Below are 20403 nucleotides of genomic sequence, written 5' to 3'. Positions count from 1 at the left end.
TTAAAGCCTTAAAATTACTAAAACCATAAGGGGCGGCAAAGTTTTTAAGAAAACAAAAACGGCATGCCCTAATTAAATTAAACAAGTCATAAATGTTTCTTAATCAGCATGATTCCGTAATTCGGCTGTATAATTATATAAAACGTATGAGTGGTAAAGCGCGGATATTTGTTAGCTAATGTAAGATTATTAAGTAAAAAACAGAAAAAAACTATGCAAACCACAACCACCAAAAACAATGCCGTGACACCCAGACAACCTGTTGCTACTAATGCTACTAACCAATACGATCTGGTGGTTTTTTGCCACCTTCGTTGGGATTTTGTGTACCAAAGGCCGCAACACATTATCAGCCGTATGGCTAAAGATCAAAAAGTTTTATTGATAGAAGAACCCTGGTTCAGGGAGCACGAAGCCACAAGCAGGCTTACCGCCATAAACCCTAACCTGCATATTTTACAGCCCAACGTTAAGAGTATTGAAGATATAGCAGCCATACTGCCCAACTATGTGGGTAAAAATGTTGCCACGGGCTGGTTTTATTCGGCATCGTTTGTGCCGCTTTTAAGCTATTTTGAATTTGATACCATTATTTACGACTGTATGGACGAGCTGTCTTTATTTAAAGGCGCCCCCGAAAAGCTTATTGAGCAGGAACAGTTTTTAATGGCTAATGCCGATGTGATGTTTACGGGTGGAAAATCGTTATACGAATCTAAGATGATGCACCATGATAATGTACATTGCTTTCCAAGCTCTGTAGATTACGATCATTTTGCACAGGCACAAAACGGTATTGCGCTTCCGCAGGATATTGCCAATATAAAAGGGCCCATAGCCGGTTATTTTGGCGTGATAGACGAGCGTATTAATCTGGACATGCTTAACGATGTAGCCCTGCTTAAACCCGATGTAAGTTTTGTTATGATAGGCCCGCTTGCCAAAATTGGCGAGCACGATTTACCACGACAGGCCAACATACATTACCTGGGTATGAAAGATTATAAAGAGCTGCCGGGATACCTTAAAGCATTTTCAGTAGCGCTTATGCCCTTTGCCCTAAACGATGCCACCAAATACATAAGCCCAACCAAATCGTTAGAATATATGGCGGCAGGCAAGCCAATAATTTCTACTGCTATTAAAGATGTGGTGCGCGATTACAGCACCTGTATAATGATTGTAGAATCGGCTGATGAATTTGCCACGGCTATAGATGCTGCCTTTTCGGTAGCGCACAATGCTATAATTGAGCAGGAGTACAGCAACATTTTAAAGAAAACATCATGGAATGCCACAGTAGAAAAAATGAGAGCCTTAATTAAAACCGCAGCAAGATCATGATAAACGCTAACATAGTAATTATTGGGGCAGGCATATCGGGCGCGGTGCTGGCCGAACGTTATGCACGTTTAGGCAAGAAAGTGCTTATAATAGAAAAACGCGACCACATTGCAGGCAACTGCTACGATTATATAGACCATAACGGCATATTGGTTTCTAAATACGGGGCGCATCTTTTTCATACCAACGAAGAGGATGTGTGGCAATATGTAAACAAATTTACCCAATGGTACCCTTGGGAACACAAGGTAATTGCCGATGTAGAAGGTCAGTTGGTACCCATACCGGTAAACATTACTACGGTTAATACATTATTTGGCACCACCATTACCAACGAAACCGAGATGAAAGAGTGGCTCGATGTTAACCGCCTTGCCATACACGAACCTAAAGACGGCCGCGAGGCAGCTCTTAATAAAGTGGGCCCGGTGCTGTACGAAAAAATGTTTAGGCACTACACCAAAAAGCAATGGGATAAATATCCCGAAGAACTGGATGCATCGGTTTTGGACCGTATACCGGTACGTACTAATTATGACGATCGTTATTTTTCTGATAAATACCAGGCATTGCCTGTGGGCGGTTATACAAAATTGTTCAAGGGTATATTAGACCATCCTAATATTGAGGTACTTTTAAATACCGACTTTTTCGATATTAAAGATACCGTTACCGGATATGAGAAATTGTTTTACACCGGCCCGGTAGACCGCTACTTTGAGTTTAAGCACAGCCTTATAGACAAGCTGGAATACCGCTCTATAAACTTTGTAAGCGAAACTGTTGATGCCGAATATTTTCAGGAAAATTCGGTGGTTAACTATCCGGGCGAGGAAGTAGATTTTACGCGTATTATAGAGTACAAGCATTTTGGTAACCAGCAATCGGCTAAAACTACTATTGTAAAAGAATTTACTACCGATGAAGGTGATCCATACTACCCGGTGCCCAACGCTAAAAACCAGCTGATCTACGAGAAGTACAAGGCCGAAGCCGATGCCCTTACCGACGTGTATTTTGTAGGCAGGCTGGCCAATTACAAGTACTTCAACATGGATCAGGCATTTAAAAATGCACTTGAATTATTTAATGAATTAGAAGTAAATTCTTTGGAAGAGCAAAACTTAAACCAGGCGGCGGTATGAGTACCTTCAGCTCCTTTTTTATGGGAGGCTATGAGTGTGCCGACCATATAAACCGTTCCGGCGAGCGCATTAATTTATTGGAAGATACCCAACATGATACCCGCGCCGCACAGGATTATAAAGACCTTGTAAGTATTGGCATAACAGTAGCCCGCGAGGGTATTTGCTGGAGCGCGGTAGAAACAGCGCCGTATACGTTTGATTTTACTGAGGTTGAGAACCGTATTAAAGCTGCCGAGGCCGCAGGTGTACAGCTAATTTGGGATATGTGCCATTTTGGCTACCCCGATGGCATTTACCCCACACACCCACATTTTTGTAACAGGTTCGCAGCATTGTGCGGTGCCTTCGCTACCTTTTATAAATCGGTTACCAGCGGGCCGCTTTTTGTAGTGCCCATAAACGAGATAAGCTTTTTGTCGTGGCATTCCGGCGATGTGCGCGGTACTGTTCCCTTTGCCGTAAACTGTGGGTGGGATATTAAATACCACCTGTGCAGGGCGGCTATTATTGGCATACGGATGCTAAAGGAAGCCGACCCCGATTGCCGTATTGTGCTGGTGGAGCCACTGATAAAGATTCACCCACGGGAGGAAGATGATCTGGAGCATATCTTTAATCTTAACGAACACCAGTTCCAGGCAATGGATATTATTGCAGGGAGGATGTGTCCGGAACTTGGAGGTAGCGAAGACTACCTGGACATACTGGGCTTTAATTACTACTGGAACAGCCAGTGGGAAAACGGCGTTGGCACCCTGCCGTGGCCGGAGACAGAGCCGAGAAGGGCATCTGTAGCGGCGTTACTTCAAATGGCGCACAATCGTTACAACAGGCCGTTGTTTTTATCGGAAACCGGGCATTTTGGCTCGGGCCGCGCCCTATGGATAGAAGAAATTACCGATGAGTGCATTACCGCAATAAACAATGGCGTGCAATTGTTGGGCATGTGTATTTATCCGGTTATAGACCGCCCTGATTGGGATGATTTAACCGTGTATCACGACTGTGGTATCTGGGATATGGACGAATATAAAAACCGTATTCCGCACATCGATTCTATAGAAGCCATATTAGATTGCCAGAAGCAGATTACTACCTGCTTAAATAACTATGCTGATGCAGAAATATTGAGTTTAACTTCTGCGGAAGCACTCTATGATAACACACGCACCATTCAAATTATTGACTAAATATCTATTTTTTTTTGTCTGTGGCTAATAGCATTGTATTAAAAAACTGACTATATTAGTTGTGTAATAACATGCTGATTATGAATACATCTGTACTTTACCAAACCCCCACTTTTGTAATTGTAGCAATCCTTTTTGTTTTAATGCTGTTGTTTAACCGCATTGGCTTTAGTATTCATAAAAGGCAAATTGCTAAAAATCCGGAAAGCGCCTCTGATGGTTTGGGCCCGGTAGAAGGCTCGCTACTGGGGTTATTAGCCTTGCTACTGTCGTTTACCTTTGGCATGTCGGCCTCGCGATCTGATGCGCGCAGGCAGGCAATTGTACAGGAAGCAAATGATATTGGTACTGCTGTGCTGCGTGCCGACCTGTATCCGGATAGTATAAGAACAGCATTAAGGGCTGATTTTAAACAGTATGTCGAGGCGCGCATTGCGTATTATCAGTCGGGTACAGATGCGGATAAGAATCAGGAGGCTATTAAAAAGGCAGTAAAATATTCTGATAAAATATGGGTAGCCGTAGTGCAGCAGTCTCAGGATAAAGAAAACACACTCAGGTCGCAACAAATGATCCCTGCCCTTAACAGTATGATAGATATAGTAAGCACCGGCGATGCGACTAAAAATGCCACGGTGCCCGATTCCATCTTTTGGTTTTTATTTCTTTTAATAATTACTGCCAGCCTTATAGTGGGCTACAGCAACAACGGTAAAAAAATAAACCATTTTATAGTAAGCGGCTTTGCATTGATGACGGTGCTTACCGTTTTCCTGATAATGGACCTGGACAGGCCCCGCCGCGGTATTATTAATACCGATGCATCGGTCCAAAATATTATAAGCCTAAGGGATATGTTTAAAGAATAAAAAACAAACCCCGCCTGTAGGGCGGGTTAGTGTCTAATGGTTGCAGTAAATTATTTTTTCTTGCCAAATAATTTATCTAACTGTTTTTTTGTAATAAACTGTGTACGACCTGCTACCGATCCGCTTTTAGTAACATCGTGAGATATTTGTACATTAACAATACCTAAACTCTTTACTGTTTTAATGTAGATGGTGTTCATTTGTAATTCAACTTTAATTTCGCCCTCTTTTTTATCTTCAAAACTTTTAGCAATTAAAGCATAAAGATCTTCAAATTCAGTGTTAAGGATTATAAATGATTTATATTCATCAATGTTAGGGTAGTCCATATCGCGGTAAAGAAATAAGTAGTTATCCGGATACTGGCTAATTAAAATTTGTGTTTTACCCATAGGGGCTACTTTGCCGATTTCTACAGGGTCTTTAACTTCAGATGTTTTTAATTGTGCAGATGCTAAAGAGGTTACAAACAGTACTAATAGTAAAGTAAATTTTTTCATTTTATAGTGTCTTTAAATTGGTGCAGCAAATATAAACGAATAATTATATAATTTATAAAATAAAATTGGCGGTTTTCCGCTTGCATATTATAAAATTTATGCTACTGTTGTATGTTTTTTTGCTATTTTTACACCAATGAAAAAGGCAAAGCACATTATAACCGCATTACTATCAGTTTATTTACTGGTACTTATGGTTATGCCATGCAGCGATGCCCATACCCAAATGGGGAGAGACACCACTGCACACTTTTCTAAAGCAGATAGCCACCACGACCATACCGACCTTTGCACTCCTTTTTGTGTATGCTCAGGTTGTATTGCAGCCATAGTGCTTCAACCTGCCTTAGAATTCAGCCTACTGAATTTTGATGTACCTGCTAAAGAGCCGGTTAATTTTTACGAGTCGGTTGCTTCTTCCTTTTACGGCTCCATCTGGCAGCCGCCCCAAATAGTATAATGATGATCCCTGCCTGAGTGCGGGGTGTATTTACAATTAGTTTAGCCAGCCTGGCTAAGCAGCTATCATTATATATTATAATCCATGTTAGATAAGATTATTCATTTCAGCATCCATAATAAGTTTATTATAGGGCTGTTTACCCTGGCATTAATTGCCGTGGGCAGCTATTCGGCATACAACCTGCCCATAGATGCCCTGCCCGATATTACCAATAACCAGGTACAAATTATAACCAGTTCGCCCACACTTGCAACGCAGGAGGTAGAGCAGTTTATTACCTACCCCATAGAACAGGCTGTTAAGCCCATACCCAATGTAATAGAGCTGCGTTCCATCAGCCGCTTTGGGCTAAGCGTAGTTACTGTAGTTTTTAAAGAAGACGTAGATATTTACTGGGCGCGTGCTCAGATATCCGAACGTATTAAAGAAGCCGAAGAGGTAATGCCCAAAGGCCTGGGTACGCCCGAAATGGCACCTATAAGCACCGGCCTTGGCGAGATATACCAGTATGTGGTATTCCCCAAAAAAGGCTATGAAAGCAAATTTAACGCTACCGAACTGCGTACCATACAGGACTGGATAATCAAGCCGCAACTTATAGGTACACCCGGTGTTGCAGAGGTTAATACCCTTGGCGGCAATTTAAAGCAGTACGAAATTGCCGTGCAGCCCGACCGCCTAAAGAGCATGAATATTACCATTGCCGAGATATTTGCAGCCCTTGAGGCCAATAACGAAAATACCGGTGGTGCCTACATCGACAAAAAGCCATACGCTTATTTTATAAGAGGTATTGGTATGGTTAGCGGTATAGACGATATTAATAAGATAGTCATCAAAAACCAAAACGGCATCCCAATACTTGTGCGCGATGTTGCCAAAGTGCACATTGGCAGCGGCATTAGGTATGGCGCAGTTACTAAAGATGGTAAAGGCGAAGAGGTTAGCGGTATGGTTATGATGCTTAAGGGAGAGAACAGCGGCCAGGTAGTAACCCGCGTTAAAGAAAAAATGGAGCAGATTAAAAAATCGCTGCCCAAAGGTGTTACCATAGAGCCGTTTATGGACCGTAGCAAGCTGGTAAATAATGCCATTAGCACGGTGCAGACCAACCTTATAGAAGGTGCACTTATTGTGATTTTTATATTAGTGTTGCTATTGGGCAACTGGCGCGCCGGTTTGGTGGTAGCATCGGTAATTCCGTTGGCGTTGCTGTTTGCCATAAGCATGATGAAACTCTTTGGCGTAAGCGGTAACCTTATGAGCCTGGGAGCCATAGACTTTGGTATTATTGTAGATGGTGCCGTGATTATTGTAGAAGCCATCATCCACAGGCTACAGATACGAAAGGCCGGAGCCCTTACCACCCAGGAAATGAACGATGAGGTGTACGAGGCGTCGTCTAAAATACGTAGCAGTGCCGCCTTTGGCGAGATTATTATCTTAATAGTATACCTGCCTATTTTGGCGTTGGTAGGCATAGAAGGCAAAATGTTTGGGCCTATGGCACAAACGGTGTCCTTCGCGGTGCTGGGGGCGTTTATACTATCCCTTACCTATGTACCCATGATGAGCTCTCTGGTGCTTAAAAAAGAGGCCGGGCACAAACCCAATATAAGCGACCGTATTATTAACGCCATCTATAGAGTGTACCGCTCAATGCTTAATAAAGCGTTGGAAATCAAAGGTATTGTAGTGGGTGCGTCGGTTGCTTTGTTTATAGTGTCATTAATACTATTCAATTCCCTTGGCGGGGAATTTATCCCAACTTTAGATGAAGGCGACATTGCCACCCACCTTATTATAGCGTCGGGCAGTTCGCTTTCGCAGGAAATTGAGGCCACAACCAAGGCTGAGAAGATCCTTAAAGAGAAATTTCCCGAGGTTAAGATGGTGGTTACCAAGATAGGTAGCGCCGAAATACCTACCGACCCGATGCCTATTGAAGCCGGCGATATGATCATCCTCTTAAAAGACAAAAGCGAGTGGACATCGGCGTCGACAAAAGAAGAGCTGATGGAAAAAATGGAGGAAGCACTGGAAGATATTCCCGGTGCCAGTACAGAGTTTTCGCAGCCTATACAGATGCGTTTCAACGAGTTGATGACGGGTGTGCGCAGCGATGTGGCCATCAAGATATTTGGAGAGGATATAGATTTGTTAGTCAGCAAAGGCGATGAGGTTATGCAACTCATTAAAAATGTGGAGGGTGTAAGCGATGCCAAGGCTGAACGTGTTGCAGGCCTGCCACAAATTACCGTACGCTATAATAAAGACAAGCTGGCATTGTACGGATTGAATATTGGCGACCTTAACCGCGTGATACGCATGGGGTTTGCAGGTGCCTCAGCAGGAGTGATATACGAGGGCGAGAAACGCTTTGACCTCGTTGTACGCCTGGATGCCGACAGCCGTAACGATATTTCGAGCCTGACATCGTTATACGTAACCTTACCCTCTGGTAACCAGATACCTTTAGAGCAGGTAGCCACTATAAGGTATGAAGATGGGCCTATGCAAATTAGCCGCGAAGACGGTAAACGCCGTATAGTGGTGGGCTTTAATGTAAAAGGCAAAGACATACAGGGGGTAGTGGAGCAAATTCAGGAAAAACTGGATGCCAGCCTTAACCTGCCCGAAGGATATTACGTTACTTATGGAGGCCAGTTTGAGAATTTGATACAGGCCAACCAACGATTATTAATTGCCGTGCCAATTGCACTTGCGCTCATATTTATCCTCTTATATTTCACTTTTGGATCTCTAAAACAGTCGTTATTGATATTTACTGCGATACCCTTATCGGCCATCGGCGGAATTTTTGCTTTATGGTTCCGAGGGATGCCGTTTAGTATTTCGGCGGGGGTTGGTTTTATCGCACTGTTTGGGGTAGCCGTACTAAACGGCATTGTATTGATAGCTTATTTTAACCAGTTAAAAAAAGAAGGTATGGACAGCATTTACGAACGCATTAAAGAAGGCACCAAAGTAAGGTTGCGCCCGGTTATCTTAACGGCATCGGTAGCCTCATTAGGATTTTTACCTATGGCATTAAGCAGCACGGCAGGTGCCGAGGTTCAGAAACCACTGGCTACTGTAGTTATTGGAGGTTTAATTACAGCAACGCTATTAACATTAATTGTTCTTCCTATACTTTACTATTACTTCGAAAGAGGTTTTAAGAAAAAATAAGCAATAAGCAATTGACAATAAGCAATGAGTGACTATATGGAATTTAGCAATAAGCAATTGATAATTAGTAATTAATAAAATTTTTATACACTAAATAATGGGGGTTATAAATTTTAAAGAAACAACAATATATAAAAAAGCATTTTCATTAGCAATGGAAATTTTTGGGTTGAGTAAATCATTCCCTAAAGAAGAAAGATATGCTTTGATTGATCAGATGAGAAGAAGTTCAAGAAGCGTATGTGCTAATATGGCAGAGGCGTACAGGAAAAAGCAGTATCCGGCGCATTTTGTATCAAAGCTTTCTGATTGTGATCTGGAAAATTCAGAAACTTCAGTTTGGATTGATTTTGCTTTTGCATGTGGCTATATAAATGAATCTACTAAAGATTATTTATTATCTCAAAATGCAGAAATAGGAAGAATGTTACATCATATGATTAATAATCCTGAAAAGTATTAAAATGAAAAACATATCTAATAGTAACATTAACAGTCAATTAGCAATAAGTATAAGCAAAAGGCGAAAGGCAAGGTACAGTTCGCGATTTTTAATCAGGAATAAACAAAAACCTCATAGTAGCGTTCTACAGAGGTGGACTGCTCATTGCCCATTGCTCATTGCCCATTGCCAATTTGCAATAATGAGTTTTAAGCAACGTATAGTTTGCCAATTGCCCATTGTTTATTGCCTATTACTCCTAATCTTAACAAATAGTGCCCAAGCGCAGGCTCCTAAAGCTCTAACGCTTTCAAGTGCACTCCAAACAGGCCTCAAAAACAACCAGTCCATGCAATCGTCTCAATTAGATACCCAGATGCAGGGGCAGCTGTTGGGCACCGGTTACGATATTGCCAAAACACAGATAAACGGCACCTTTGGGCAAATAAACACCCGTGCGCAGGATAAGAACTTTAACGTGTCGCAAACCTTTAGCCCGTTTGTGTATGGAGCCACCCGTAAGCTGCTGAAAGAGAACGTGGCAGGCAGCCAGTTGCGTTTGCAAAGCACCAAACAGGATATTACCTATAGCATCCGCCAGTCGTGGAATGCCATTTTGTACTATGCCGAGCTGAATAAGATGCTGCAAAAGCAAAATGCCCTTATGGAACGTTTTGTGCGTTCGGCTACGCTTAAGTTTCAGACAGGCGAGTCCAACTCCCTCGAAAAAATAACAGCCGTATCCAAGCAACAGGAATTGGAACAGCAGATAAAACAAAACGAAGCCCTGCTAAGAGTAGAGAAATCGAAAATAAAGACGCTGCTGCACCTTGACGGCGATTTTGCTGTGGCTGATACCGCTTTTGTGGCACTGCCCGCCATAACCGTTGCCGATACCGCCCTTGTAAAGCAAAACGCTACCATTCAGCTGGCATCGCAGGATGTTAAGGTGGCCGAGGCCAACCGCAAAGTGGCATCGTCTACTTTGTGGCCCGATGTTACTGCCGGCTACTTTATACAGTCGTTTACCGGCAACCAGGAGGTTAACGGGCAAACCGTGTACTACGATGGTTCACCACGTTTTCAGGGGTTTAGTGTGGGCCTGTCGCTGCCCATTTTTGTAGGGAGTGCTTCAGCTAAAATAAAGGCGGCCAAAACCAATGTGGCCATCCAAAAAACCAATGCCGATTACCTAAAGCTGCAAATGCAGAGCCAGTTTCAGCAGGAAATGGAGCAGCTAACTACGTATGAGGAAGTGCTGAGGTACTACAAAACCACCGCACTGCCCAATGCCGAAACTATTGCTAAAAATGCCAGTAAAGCCTATCAAAACGGCGATATATCGTATGTAGAGTATGTACAGGTGTTGGAAACCGCGCTTGATATACGAACCAATTACATACAGGCATTAAATAACTATAACACCACGGTAATCAACCTGCAATACCTGGTTAATCAATAAAAAATCATGAAGAGATCTAATCTATATATCCTACTCGCCGTAGCCGCCCTTATTGGGGCTGTGCTATACTTTGCCCTGCGTAGCCCAAACAAAACGGCTGTAGCGGTAGCTAAACCCGTAACCGAAGATGCCCACGGGCACGTTGCCATTAAAGAAGTTGAGCTTAACGAGGCGCAGTACACGGCATCGGGCATTGCGCTGGGCGGTTTTACCATGAAAAACCTTAGCGATGTGGTTAACGCCAACGGCTATACCGAATTGCCGCCGCAAAACCAGGCCGATGTATCGGTACATTTACAGGGGGTGGTACAATCTATTAATGTTATCGAGGGTCAGTTGGTAAAAAAAGGGCAGCTGCTGGCAACCATCGAGAGCCCGGAGTTTGCCAAGCTTCAGGAAGCCTACCTTACGTCTAAAAGTAATTTAGAGTACCTGACTTTGGAATACGACCGACAAAAAACATTAAGCGACGAAAATGTAAACTCCAAAAAAGTGTACCAACGCACCAAATCAGATTTCGAGATCGAAAAGGCGCGTTTCAATTCGCTGCAAAAGCAATTGTCGCTGCTTAATATCAGCAAGGCGGGGGCAACATCTACCATGCCCATTATTTCTCCCATTGCAGGCTATATAACGCAGGTCAATATCAAAATAGGCAGCAATGCCGAGGTTGGCAAACCGCTGTTCAGTGTAATAGACAACTCCAAGCTGCATGTAGACCTACTGGTGTATGAAAAGGATTTGCAGAAGGTAAAACACGGGCAAAACATACGCTTTACGCTAACCAACCAGGATAATTTAGAAATTAACGGCAAAGTGTTTAACGTAAGCAAGGCTTTCGAGAACGAAACCAAATCGGTTGCCGTACATGCCGATATTGCCAACAACAACCAGGCACTAATACCTGGCATGTATGTAAATGCGCTTATAGATGTGGGTGTAAAACAAGTTGAGGCACTACCTGTAGACGCTGTAGTTAGGGCAGAGGGGCGCGAATTTATTTTTGTTTTGGAAGAAGGCCATGAAGAAGAAGAGGCAGGCCACGACCACGAAGCAGAAGAGCATGAGCACGAGGGTAAGATGTTCCATTTTCAACGCATAGAAGTAAAAACAGGCACTACTCAATTGGGCTATGTGCAGGTAACACTGCTTCAAAAAATAGATGCCGATGCGCAAATAGTGCTTAAGGGTGCTTATTACATACAAAGCCACCTTGTTAAGAGTGAAGGCGGCGGGGGTCACGAGCATTAAGCCTAAAATTGCATTAACGGTATGCTAATGTATGTTAAGTGGTTTTGCCCCTATGTTTAAACGCTTTAATTTAGGGGTAAAACAACGTATAATGAAAAAATTAGAAGGAAAAGTTGCCATAGTAACCGGATCTGATTCCGGTATTGGGGCCGCCATTGCTATAGAATTTGCAAAACAGGGAGCCAATGTTACGGTTACCTATCATACTGATGAAGAAGGTGCCCAAAAAACCGTGGCAGCTATAGAAGCCGAAGGCCAAAAAGCCATAATGCTTAAAATAGATGTTACGCTGGAGCCGCAAATTACCTACCTGTTCTCTAAAACCATAGAAACCTTTGGCACGGTAGACATACTGGTTAACAATGCCGGTATTAAAGGCGCCTCTAAACCTGTGGTAGAAATGACAACCGAAGAGTTTGATGCTACCATAAAATCTGACCTTTACGGGCCATTTTACACCTGCCGTAGTTTTGCACAATACCGCAAAGAGCAGGGGGGTAAGGGCAAGATTATCAACATAACGTCGATTCACGAAGATGTAATGGCTAAAAATACGGCCGACTATAATGCTGCCAAGGGTGGGTTAAAAAACTTTACGCGCACCCTTGCGCTGGAGCTTGCCGAATTGCAGATAAACGTAAACAACCTGGGGCCGGGCATGATAGTAACCCCTATGAACGAAGATATTTTGGAGGATAAGGAAGCACTTAAAGAAAAAGCCAGTAAAATTCCGTTTAAGCGTGCGGGTTACCCCGAAGACATTGCCAGGCTGGCCTTGTTTTTAGCGTCGGCCGACTCAGATTACGTTACCGGGTCTACTTATTTTATGGACGGCGGGCTTATGCAGCAAATGGGAGCAGAGGTGTAGCGTTCCATCAATTTACTATAAAAGCAAAACCCCATTAGCGTGCTAATGGGGTTTTTATGTTTTCGGCTACAGCCGTAAATTGCAATAGTTATTCGGCAGCTACAAGCTTAACGGCACTACGGTATAAAAATACACCATGAATGTTTCTGCGGGCAAAACGCGCAGACGACTCGGCATTTACCATTTTAATGTAAAGTGCTTTAGGCACGCCAAAATACTCATAACTGCTACCATCAACAAAGTTAATGTAAAGCACCATGTTGTCAAAATAAAAATCGGCAATGGCAACACTGCTGGTAGTTTTAGTATATTCTGCTTTGTTTTTTTCGGCAGTTTCTGGAGCCACGCTAACTAAAAAGTGGTACGCCTCAATAATGGCAGTACTTCTTTCTTCGGCAGCAAGCCTTTCAGCATCATCAGCAATAGTATCAGGGTGATGATCCTTCATACTGTTTCTGTAAATGGTTTTTAACTCTTTAAGTGTAGCAGCTTTGGTAACGTCGAGTAATTTTCTGTACTCAACAATTTTTTTCATATTCATAACTCTGTCTTTTCAATGGGGTAAAACCACTACTATTGGTGGCGTCAAAATGCGTGCAAAGGTAATACTATATGTTTAAAAATCAAATGATTTAATTTTTTGGTTGCAAAAAATAGCGATCGGGTAATATAAATTTAATTTAGAAGGTAGATTCTGGATTTAAGGGTGGTAATTTTAGTATGCACATCACTCATAAAATAGCCGGTAAAAATTAAAATACAAGTTGTAAAATTTGTAAGATTTATTGCAGATAAAAGTTGTAGTTTCGTAAGAGCCAAAACCTTACTCCTATGAAAAAATTACTACTCTTACTCTTTCTTATAACCATAGGTTACACCGCAACTGCACAGGTAACATTAATTCCGGATGCTATTTTTGAGGAGGGGTTAATAAATTTGAATATAGACACCGATGGTATAGTAAACGGGCAGGTTTTAACAAGTGATGTAGTAGCTGTAACAAATCTTGATCTTAATTGGGCAGGTATATCCACTTATATGATTCAGAGTCTTACAGGAATAGAAGATTTTGCCAGCTTAGAAATGCTCGCAATCAATTACTCAGAATTATCTTCACTTAATGTTAGCCAGAACAGCCAGTTAAAAGTATTGGAATGTTACGGCAACATGCTTACAAGTATTAACCTGTCACAAAACCCTTTGCTGGAAGAGCTTTACATTGGAAATGGTACAGATCTTGGGTTTATTAATGAAATTGCGGAGATTGACCTAAGTAATAATCCCAGCATCCGTATAATTGTAGCTACAAACATAGGGGAACTTAGTAAAGTAAATCTCAAAAACGGTAATAATAATGCAAATATTACGCTCTATTTAGGGTTTGATTTTGATAGTCCGCCGATTTCGAACGAAATTTTAAACACGGTATGTGTTCAGGTTGATGATGAAGAATTGGCACAAAATAATCAGTTCCCTTATTCAGAGTGGGAAATTTATGATTTTCTTACGCAAATCAACTTTTCTGAAAACTGTGTATTAGGTACCTCAAAATTTAATAAAGGCAACACCATTACAGTATATCCTAACCCAGCTTCAGATGTTTTACACATAAATAATAAAACAGGTGTGGCAATAGAAAAAGCGGTACTGTTTGATATTTCCGGAAGGGTGGTAAGGCAGTATGAGGGTGTTTCTGCCGAAAGGCTATCGGTAAACGGGCTCGAAAAAGGTATGTACCTGCTTACAATGTTTCAGGGTAAAACCACGCAGACCCAAAAAGTAATTATAGAATAATAACTTTAAAGTGTAAATGCTGCAAAATAAAAAAAGCCTGAAAAATTACTTTTCAGGCTTTTTTGTGGTACCTCCAGGAATCGAACCAGGGACACATGGATTTTCAGTCCATTGCTCTACCAACTGAGCTAAGGTACCGGTAATAGTGGCAATTGTTTATACATTATTGCAAAATGTAAGCTTGTTAAGGGCTCAAAAATAAAATCCCCGAATGAAAATCTTCAGGGATTTAAGTGGTACCTCCAGGAATCGAACCAGGGACACATGGATTTTCAGTCCATTGCTCTACCAACTGAGCTAAGGTACCATGCTCATTCGCATTGCGGGTGCAAATATAGAACCTTTTTTAACTTATCCAAAACAAAAATTAAAAAAAATCAATTGCTATCTTTGCCGCATCAAATAACAAGAAATGCTGCTAACGGTAGATATTGGCAATACAAAAATTAAAGCTGCTGTATTTGAGGGTACTGCCCTTTTAGAAAAGTTTGTTTTTAGCAGCGACGATGCCCTGGTAGAGGTTAAAAAAATAATGCAAAAATTTCCTGCCACACACCACAGTATTACGAGCGTGGTAGGGAAAGACGACCATAAACTGTTATTATGGCTTTCTGAAAACACACAGTTAACGGCTGTAAACCACAATTTGGGCTTTCCGTTTATAAACAAGTATGCCACACCGGCTACTTTGGGTATCGACAGGATGGTGCTTGCGGCGGGGGCGGTGCTGCAATATCCAAATAAGCACCGGTTGGTTATAGATGCCGGTACCTGCATAACGTACGATTTTACAGACAACAATAATAATTACCTTGGGGGCGCAATTTCGCCCGGATTACAGTTAAGGTATAACGCTATGCATAATTTTACGGCAAAACTTCCGTTGTTATATCCACAAATGCCGCAAAGTTACGTGGGTAACACCACAAAAGAGTCTATGCACTCGGGCGTTGTAAACGGCCTTTTGCACGAAGTAGATGGTTTTGTGCGCCAGTATGAGCAACAGTATCAGGATGTAACGGTAATATTGACGGGGGGAGATGCTGAATTTTTGGCTAAACGATTAAAAAACACCATATTTGCCAATTCAAATTTCCTGCTGGAAAGTTTGAACCTTTTATACCTATATACGAATCAAAAATGATTAAAAAAATTATTGCAGGCCTGTGCCTTCTTTTGTCAACAGTTGCTTTTGCACAGGAAAATAATGCCTCTCCCTATTCATTTTATGGTATTGGCGATGTAAAGTTTAGAGGTACTGCCGAAAACAGGTCTATGGGAGGTATTGGCGTACTGCCGGATAGTATTCACTTAAACCTGCAAAACCCCGCAACATACAGCTCGCTTAAGTTTACAACCTTTACGGTTGGTGCAACATCGGGCAGCACAAAGTTTAAAACCGAAACAGAGAATATGAAAGCCGGCCGTACTACAGTAGATTATATTGCTGTGGCCCTGCCTTTTAATAAATTTGGCGTTGCTTTTGGCCTAATGCCGTACACTGCGGTTGGCTACAGGATTAAAAACACCGTTACAGGAACGGATGGTTTAACGCTGGACAGGCAGTTTGACGGTAGCGGCGGTATTAACCGTGTGTTTGGGGGTATGTCGTACCAAATTACACCAAAATTTAGCATCGGTGCCGATTTTCAATACTTTTTTGGCGATATAGAAACTACATCATTAACCGGCCTGCCATTAGGTGCTTTGCAGTATGCAACCCGCGAAAAAAATGCGTCAGACTACAGTGGCGTGGGTGCTAACATAGGTGCAACTTATAAAACCAGGATAAATAATAAATGGGAATATTATGCCAGTGCTACCTATACTACAGAGGCTTCTTTAACAAGTACAAGCAATCGTGAGATAGCTACAGTATCGGTTACATCATCAGGATCTCAGGTGGTTGTAGATCAGATAGACCTTGTGGTTTCTAATAAAGATTACAAGCTTCCTGCTAAATTTACTATTGGTACGGGCTTTGGCCAGGCCAGAAAATGGTTTGTAGGAGCAGAATATACCAACCAGCAGGCTAACGAGCTTGGCGGCCGTTTTGATGGTACTACTACCAATGCACAATTCGAAAATTCAAGTATATATGCTGTTGGCGGATATTTTATTCCAAAATATATGTCGTATAACAGCTATCTTAGCAGGATAACTTACCGCGCAGGCTTAAAGTACGAAAAAACCGGACTGGTACTGGCGGGCGAGTCTATAAACGATTATGGTGTTAGCCTTGGGCTTAGCCTTCCGCTAAGCGGCAACATTGGTGGTTCTAACCTTAATATTGGTGCAGAGTATGGCCAGAGGGGTACAACCAATGCAGGGTTAATACAGGAAAATTACTTTAACGTGTTTATTGGCCTTTCTATTAGCGACAAATGGTTTGTTAAGAGAAAATACGAATAAACGTAAACTATATTTGATGCATGAAAACTAAACAGGCCCTGTTATTATTATTTGCTTCGCTTAGTGCCTTAACGGCAACGGCGCAGGATTTTAAATGCGAAGACAATTTTAAGATCCTTGAAGATAAAGTAATTGCAAAATCGTATGATGATGCGGTAACATTGCTGCCTGCTTTAAGAAAATCGTGCCCTAAATTTAGCGATAAGCTCTATGTTTATGGCGAAACCATACTAAAATATAAGGCGGAGGCTGCCCGCAAGCCCGAAGACCAGAAGCTTTTTAACCAAAGCCTGGCCGATTTATATGCTGAGCAGGAAAAAAACTTTCCGAACACAGGTGGCAATGTAAAAAAAGCGGTTTTGCTACACGAGCAAAAACTGGCTACCGATGATGAGGTGTATAAACTACTGGATGCCTCTTTTGCGGCCAACCCGCAGGGCTTTACTGATTATAGTGCTATCGAATTGTATTTTAACCTGTATGTTAAAAAATACGAGGCCGGCGATAAAGGTATTACCCAGGATGAATTTATCCAGAAATACAGCAACATAGCTGGGCAGGTGGCTTTTTCTAAAAACTATATTGCCCAAAAAAGCGATGAGTTATTAAAAAAGCAAAAAACCGAAACCTTAGAGCCAGCCGAAAGCCTGTTTATTAAAGAAGCAGCAACTACGCAAAAATCGTTAGATGCAGTAGGTGAGAATATATCTAACAAAGCCGCTAAGTATTTTAATTGCGAAAAGCTGGATGCCTTTTATAGCGGTAGCTACGAGAAAAATAAGAATAACATAGCCTGGCTTCAGGCAATGGTTACGGCATTGTACGATAACAAATGCCAAAAATCAGAAACGTTATATACCGGAGCTATGGCGCTTCATAAAAACAAGCCTACCTACAGTACTGCTTATATGCTGGGCAATTTATCACTGCGTAAAAATGATAGGAAAGCTGCGGTTGTGTACTTTAACCAGGCTGCCGATTTACAGCAGGACGACGCTAAAAAAGCCGAAACCTACAATGCTATTGCTTCAGTTTACCGAAATCTTGATAAGGCCGAAGCTAAAAAGTATTCGCTTAAGGCGGCTGAGCTTAATCCAAAATCGGGTAAGGCCTATTTGTTTTTGGCAGAGCTGTATATGTCGGCTTCTAAAGAATGTAACCTGAGCAATTTCGATAAAAAGGCGCTAACATGGCTGGCTATAGAAACTGCTAAAAAAGCTGAGGTTGCAGAGCCACGCTATAAAACTACCGTTGCAGCCCTTATAAGTAAAAACTACAGCAAAGCATTGCCTACTGCGGCCGAACTTAAGGCTTCGGGTAAAAAGAAAGGCGATACAATAACCTACGGCTGCTGGATTAACGAAACTCTTACTATACCTGCACTTTAATGAAATTGTTGCGTAAAAATATCCTTTTTATACTGCCGTTTTTTGTTTTGGCACTGGCATCGTGCGAAAGCAATTTTAGAGATGTACAGCGCATTAACAGCGTAGCTTTTAGTCCCGTTGGCCGGTCAGAGAATATTAACCTTAAATATACCGATAGCGGAAAGGTAAAAGCCATACTGGTTAGCCCGCTTATGCTGGATTATTCTAATTTAGAATACGGTTTTAACGAGTTTCCAAGGGGAGTGAATGTAACGCTTATAGACGACCAGCAAAAAAATAGCTACATAGTGTCTGATTACGCCATTACGTATGCCGATACCGATATTATCGATTTGCAGGGCAATGTAAAGATAACATCTAATGATGGTAGCGTGCTGGCAACCCAGCAATTGTATTACGACCAAAAGAACGAATGGTTTTATACCGAAAAAAGGTTTAAATTTACAGATGGCAAAGGCGGTATGCTGGAAGGGCCGGGTATAGATTTTAATAAAGACTTTACCATAATGAACACCCAGCGCAACACCGGCCAGATTAACAATGTAGAATAATTTTTAGAGAATGACTTATTTAAAATACGTATCGTACTTATATCTTGTAATGGCTGCCTTTTTTGTGTACAGCGGCATTATGAGTATTATAGAAAAAGAATCTGTAGGTAAAATAATTATATGTTTTGCCTTTGCAGGTGCTGCTGTATTTATGTTTTTCTTCAGAAGAAATTTCCAGAAAAAGTTTGAGCAGGGCAATCCCAAAAAATAAATAACATGGAGGCGGCAATAATTATAGGATGTCTATTATTTTCCGCTTTTTTTTCGGGCATGGAAATAGCCTATGTTTCATCTAACAAAGTATACCTTGGTGTAGAAAAGAAACAGCTTACCCTTATTTCTAAAATCCTTACCCGCCTTACCGAAAATCCCACACAATTTGTAACCTCAATGCTTGTTGGCAACAGTATAGCACTGGTTATCTATGGCTATTATATGGGTAACGCCGTACTGCGGTGGTTTGGCCTGCCGGATAGCGGTATGCTTATGGTGTACCAGTTGCTTATACAAATTGCAGTAACTACAGGTATTATATTGCTTACGGCAGAGTTTGTGCCTAAAGTGTTTTTTCAGGTGTATGCCAATACGCTAATAAAGGCTTTGGCTATTCCTGCCTATATTTTCTATGTGCTTTTTAACCGGGTTTCTAAGGTGGTTATGGCGGTGTCAGATTTTATACTGGTGCGCCTGTTGCATACCAAAGCCGATATAAAACAGGTCAATTTTAGTAGGGGAGAGCTGGGTACATACATTACAGAACAGCTTACCGGTGCTAACGATCAGGAAGAGGTAGACTCCGAAATACAAATCTTTCAGAATGCGTTAGAGTTTTCCGGACTAAAGGCGCGCGATATCATGACGCCCCGTACCGAACTGGCTGCGGTTGAATTAAACGATCCGGTAGCTGAACTTAAACAGCTTTTTATAGATACCGATTATAGTAAGATCGTGGTATACCGCGAAAACATCGACGATATTATTGGCTACATACACTCGTTCGAACTGTTTAAAAAGCCGCAAACCATTCAGCAGGTAATGGTGGGTATAGAATATGTGCCCGAAACCATTTATATAAAAGAGCTGTTGGGCCTGCTTACGCGAAGGCGCAAAAGCATGGCTGTGGTGCTGGATGAGTACGGAGGTACATCGGGCATTATTACGGTAGAAGATATTATAGAAGAGCTTTTTGGCGAGATAGAAGACGAGCATGACGATGCCGAAGAGCTAACCGAAGAACAGTTGCCGGACGGCTCCTATTTATTCTCGGCACGGCTGGATGTAGAGTATGTTAACGAACAGTACGGGCTAAACATAGCCGAAACCGACTCTTATGCTACTTTAGGAGGGTTTATAGTGCATCATGCAAAAGAAATTCCGCAAGCCGGCGAACAGCTTGAAATGGCCGGTTTTACAGTAATTATAGAGCAGTCTTCGGGAAAAAAAATCGAGCTTATAAAATTGATTCCGCTAAAGAATAAATAAAAAAATAAAACTTATTCAAAAAATAAGCTCACTATTTTTATTATTAA

At 41.8% G+C, this 20403-nt stretch carries 19 protein-coding genes and 2 tRNA genes; 17 read left to right on the top strand and 4 right to left on the bottom strand.

Annotation, left to right across the window (positions count from 1 at the left end; genetic code table 11):
- The first annotated feature begins 213 nt into the window (after window positions 1–213).
- The 4 genes from G509_RS0105535 (at window position 214) to G509_RS0105520 (ending at window position 4551) form a co-directional block, all read left to right on the top strand.
- Complete coding sequence (locus G509_RS0105535; RefSeq protein ID WP_051199977.1) at window positions 214–1344, top strand: glycosyltransferase; 1131 nt, start codon at window positions 214–216, stop codon at window positions 1342–1344.
- Entirely contained in the window at window positions 1341–2489 is a 1149-nt protein-coding gene (gene glf, locus G509_RS21505) for a UDP-galactopyranose mutase (protein ID WP_035738511.1), read from the top strand. Before G509_RS0105535 ends, glf begins: the two co-directional genes overlap by 4 nt.
- Window positions 2486–3682: a hypothetical protein gene (locus G509_RS21500; RefSeq protein ID WP_207382696.1), complete on the top strand. Its 1197-nt coding sequence runs from the start codon at window positions 2486–2488 to the stop codon at window positions 3680–3682. The genes glf and G509_RS21500 overlap by 4 nt, the downstream gene beginning before the upstream one ends.
- An 80-nt stretch (window positions 3683–3762) precedes the next feature.
- Complete coding sequence (locus G509_RS0105520) at window positions 3763–4551, top strand: bestrophin-like domain (RefSeq protein WP_161627166.1); 789 nt, start codon at window positions 3763–3765, stop codon at window positions 4549–4551.
- Window positions 4552–4601: 50 nt separating this feature from the next.
- On the opposite strand, the gene G509_RS0105515 is transcribed toward G509_RS0105520, so the two are convergent.
- Window positions 4602–5051, bottom strand: coding sequence for a hypothetical protein (locus G509_RS0105515; RefSeq protein WP_026990613.1), 450 nt, complete (start codon window positions 5049–5051; stop codon window positions 4602–4604).
- Window positions 5052–5187: 136 nt separating this feature from the next.
- Here G509_RS0105515 and G509_RS0105505 point away from each other — a divergent pair, with 136 nt between their 5' ends.
- The 6 genes from G509_RS0105505 (at window position 5188) to G509_RS0105490 (ending at window position 12729) form a co-directional block, all read left to right on the top strand.
- Window positions 5188–5511: a DUF6660 family protein gene (locus G509_RS0105505; protein ID WP_035738509.1), complete on the top strand. Its 324-nt coding sequence runs from the start codon at window positions 5188–5190 to the stop codon at window positions 5509–5511.
- 84 nt (window positions 5512–5595) lie between these two features.
- Complete coding sequence (locus G509_RS21495; RefSeq protein ID WP_035738507.1) at window positions 5596–8706, top strand: efflux RND transporter permease subunit; 3111 nt, start codon at window positions 5596–5598, stop codon at window positions 8704–8706.
- 97 nt (window positions 8707–8803) lie between these two features.
- Entirely contained in the window at window positions 8804–9169 is a 366-nt protein-coding gene (locus G509_RS21490; RefSeq protein ID WP_035738505.1) for a four helix bundle protein, read from the top strand.
- Window positions 9170–9497: 328 nt separating this feature from the next.
- Entirely contained in the window at window positions 9498–10610 is a 1113-nt protein-coding gene (locus tag G509_RS21485) for a TolC family protein (protein ID WP_242604853.1), read from the top strand.
- Window positions 10611–10616: 6 nt separating this feature from the next.
- Window positions 10617–11861, top strand: coding sequence for an efflux RND transporter periplasmic adaptor subunit (locus G509_RS0105495; RefSeq protein ID WP_026990611.1), 1245 nt, complete (start codon window positions 10617–10619; stop codon window positions 11859–11861).
- A 91-nt stretch (window positions 11862–11952) separates the two neighbouring features.
- Complete coding sequence (locus G509_RS0105490; RefSeq protein ID WP_026990610.1) at window positions 11953–12729, top strand: SDR family NAD(P)-dependent oxidoreductase; 777 nt, start codon at window positions 11953–11955, stop codon at window positions 12727–12729.
- 88 nt (window positions 12730–12817) lie between these two features.
- Here G509_RS0105490 and G509_RS0105485 read toward each other — a convergent pair whose 3' ends face one another.
- Window positions 12818–13264, bottom strand: a complete 447-nt coding sequence (locus tag G509_RS0105485) for a KTSC domain-containing protein (RefSeq protein WP_026990609.1) — start codon at window positions 13262–13264, stop codon at window positions 12818–12820.
- A gap of 296 nt (window positions 13265–13560) precedes the next feature.
- Here G509_RS0105485 and G509_RS0105480 point away from each other — a divergent pair, with 296 nt between their 5' ends.
- Window positions 13561–14523 carry a T9SS type A sorting domain-containing protein gene (locus tag G509_RS0105480; RefSeq protein WP_026990608.1) on the top strand — a complete coding sequence of 321 codons (963 nt, stop codon included), beginning with the start codon at window positions 13561–13563 and terminating at the stop codon, window positions 14521–14523.
- Window positions 14524–14588: 65 nt separating this feature from the next.
- On the opposite strand, the gene G509_RS0105475 is transcribed toward G509_RS0105480, so the two are convergent.
- Together G509_RS0105475 and G509_RS0105470 are read right to left on the bottom strand one after the other, a co-directional pair.
- Window positions 14589–14661: transfer RNA gene (locus G509_RS0105475), tRNA-Phe, on the bottom strand.
- A 96-nt stretch (window positions 14662–14757) separates the two neighbouring features.
- Window positions 14758–14830 (bottom strand) — tRNA-Phe (locus G509_RS0105470).
- A 105-nt stretch (window positions 14831–14935) separates the two neighbouring features.
- Between G509_RS0105470 and G509_RS0105465 the strand changes: the two genes are divergently transcribed.
- Genes G509_RS0105465 through G509_RS0105440 form a run of 6 tightly spaced genes read left to right on the top strand, consistent with a single transcriptional unit; the run spans window position 14936 to window position 20356 of the window.
- Window positions 14936–15667 carry a type III pantothenate kinase gene (locus G509_RS0105465; protein WP_026990607.1) on the top strand — a complete coding sequence of 244 codons (732 nt, stop codon included), beginning with the start codon at window positions 14936–14938 and terminating at the stop codon, window positions 15665–15667.
- A complete protein-coding gene (gene bamG, locus G509_RS0105460) occupies window positions 15664–16935 on the top strand; it encodes a BamG family beta-barrel-assembly machinery protein (RefSeq protein WP_026990606.1) in 1272 nt (423 codons plus the stop codon). Before G509_RS0105465 ends, bamG begins: the two co-directional genes overlap by 4 nt.
- 20 nt (window positions 16936–16955) lie before the next feature.
- Window positions 16956–18323 carry a hypothetical protein gene (locus G509_RS0105455; protein ID WP_026990605.1) on the top strand — a complete coding sequence of 456 codons (1368 nt, stop codon included), beginning with the start codon at window positions 16956–16958 and terminating at the stop codon, window positions 18321–18323.
- Window positions 18323–18874, top strand: coding sequence for an LPS export ABC transporter periplasmic protein LptC (lptC, locus tag G509_RS0105450; RefSeq protein WP_026990604.1), 552 nt, complete (start codon window positions 18323–18325; stop codon window positions 18872–18874). The genes G509_RS0105455 and lptC overlap by 1 nt, the downstream gene beginning before the upstream one ends.
- Window positions 18875–18884: 10 nt before the next feature.
- Complete coding sequence (locus tag G509_RS0105445) at window positions 18885–19085, top strand: hypothetical protein (RefSeq protein ID WP_026990603.1); 201 nt, start codon at window positions 18885–18887, stop codon at window positions 19083–19085.
- Window positions 19086–19090: 5 nt separating this feature from the next.
- Complete coding sequence (locus G509_RS0105440) at window positions 19091–20356, top strand: hemolysin family protein (protein ID WP_026990602.1); 1266 nt, start codon at window positions 19091–19093, stop codon at window positions 20354–20356.
- Window positions 20357–20403: the final 47 nt, after the last annotated feature.

The organism is Flavobacterium subsaxonicum WB 4.1-42 = DSM 21790 (assembly GCF_000422725.1).
Taxonomy (GTDB): domain Bacteria; phylum Bacteroidota; class Bacteroidia; order Flavobacteriales; family Flavobacteriaceae; genus Flavobacterium; species Flavobacterium subsaxonicum.
This window is presented reverse-complemented; position numbering and strand designations above follow the sequence as displayed.

Bases quoted from the DNA above. Each gene is read 5' to 3' on its own strand.
- G509_RS0105520 (WP_161627166.1), top strand. From the start codon at position 3,763: ATGAATACATCTGTACTTTACCAAACCCCCACTTTTGTAATTGTAGCA.
- G509_RS0105465 (WP_026990607.1), top strand. From the start codon at position 14,936: ATGCTGCTAACGGTAGATATTGGCAATACAAAAATTAAAGCTGCTGTA.
- G509_RS0105495 (WP_026990611.1), top strand. From the start codon at position 10,617: ATGAAGAGATCTAATCTATATATCCTACTCGCCGTAGCCGCCCTTATT.
- G509_RS0105535 (WP_051199977.1), top strand. From the start codon at position 214: ATGCAAACCACAACCACCAAAAACAATGCCGTGACACCCAGACAACCT.
- G509_RS21485 (WP_242604853.1), top strand. From the start codon at position 9,498: ATGCAATCGTCTCAATTAGATACCCAGATGCAGGGGCAGCTGTTGGGC.
- G509_RS0105505 (WP_035738509.1), top strand. From the start codon at position 5,188: ATGAAAAAGGCAAAGCACATTATAACCGCATTACTATCAGTTTATTTA.
- lptC (WP_026990604.1), top strand. From the start codon at position 18,323: ATGAAATTGTTGCGTAAAAATATCCTTTTTATACTGCCGTTTTTTGTT.
- G509_RS0105445 (WP_026990603.1), top strand. From the start codon at position 18,885: ATGACTTATTTAAAATACGTATCGTACTTATATCTTGTAATGGCTGCC.
- G509_RS0105480 (WP_026990608.1), top strand. From the start codon at position 13,561: ATGAAAAAATTACTACTCTTACTCTTTCTTATAACCATAGGTTACACC.
- G509_RS0105485 (WP_026990609.1), bottom strand. From the start codon at position 13,264: ATGAAAAAAATTGTTGAGTACAGAAAATTACTCGACGTTACCAAAGCT.
- bamG (WP_026990606.1), top strand. From the start codon at position 15,664: ATGATTAAAAAAATTATTGCAGGCCTGTGCCTTCTTTTGTCAACAGTT.
- G509_RS0105455 (WP_026990605.1), top strand. From the start codon at position 16,956: ATGAAAACTAAACAGGCCCTGTTATTATTATTTGCTTCGCTTAGTGCC.
- G509_RS21500 (WP_207382696.1), top strand. From the start codon at position 2,486: ATGAGTACCTTCAGCTCCTTTTTTATGGGAGGCTATGAGTGTGCCGAC.
- G509_RS0105440 (WP_026990602.1), top strand. From the start codon at position 19,091: ATGGAGGCGGCAATAATTATAGGATGTCTATTATTTTCCGCTTTTTTT.
- glf (WP_035738511.1), top strand. From the start codon at position 1,341: ATGATAAACGCTAACATAGTAATTATTGGGGCAGGCATATCGGGCGCG.
- G509_RS0105515 (WP_026990613.1), bottom strand. From the start codon at position 5,051: ATGAAAAAATTTACTTTACTATTAGTACTGTTTGTAACCTCTTTAGCA.
- G509_RS21495 (WP_035738507.1), top strand. From the start codon at position 5,596: ATGTTAGATAAGATTATTCATTTCAGCATCCATAATAAGTTTATTATA.
- G509_RS21490 (WP_035738505.1), top strand. From the start codon at position 8,804: ATGGGGGTTATAAATTTTAAAGAAACAACAATATATAAAAAAGCATTT.
- G509_RS0105490 (WP_026990610.1), top strand. From the start codon at position 11,953: ATGAAAAAATTAGAAGGAAAAGTTGCCATAGTAACCGGATCTGATTCC.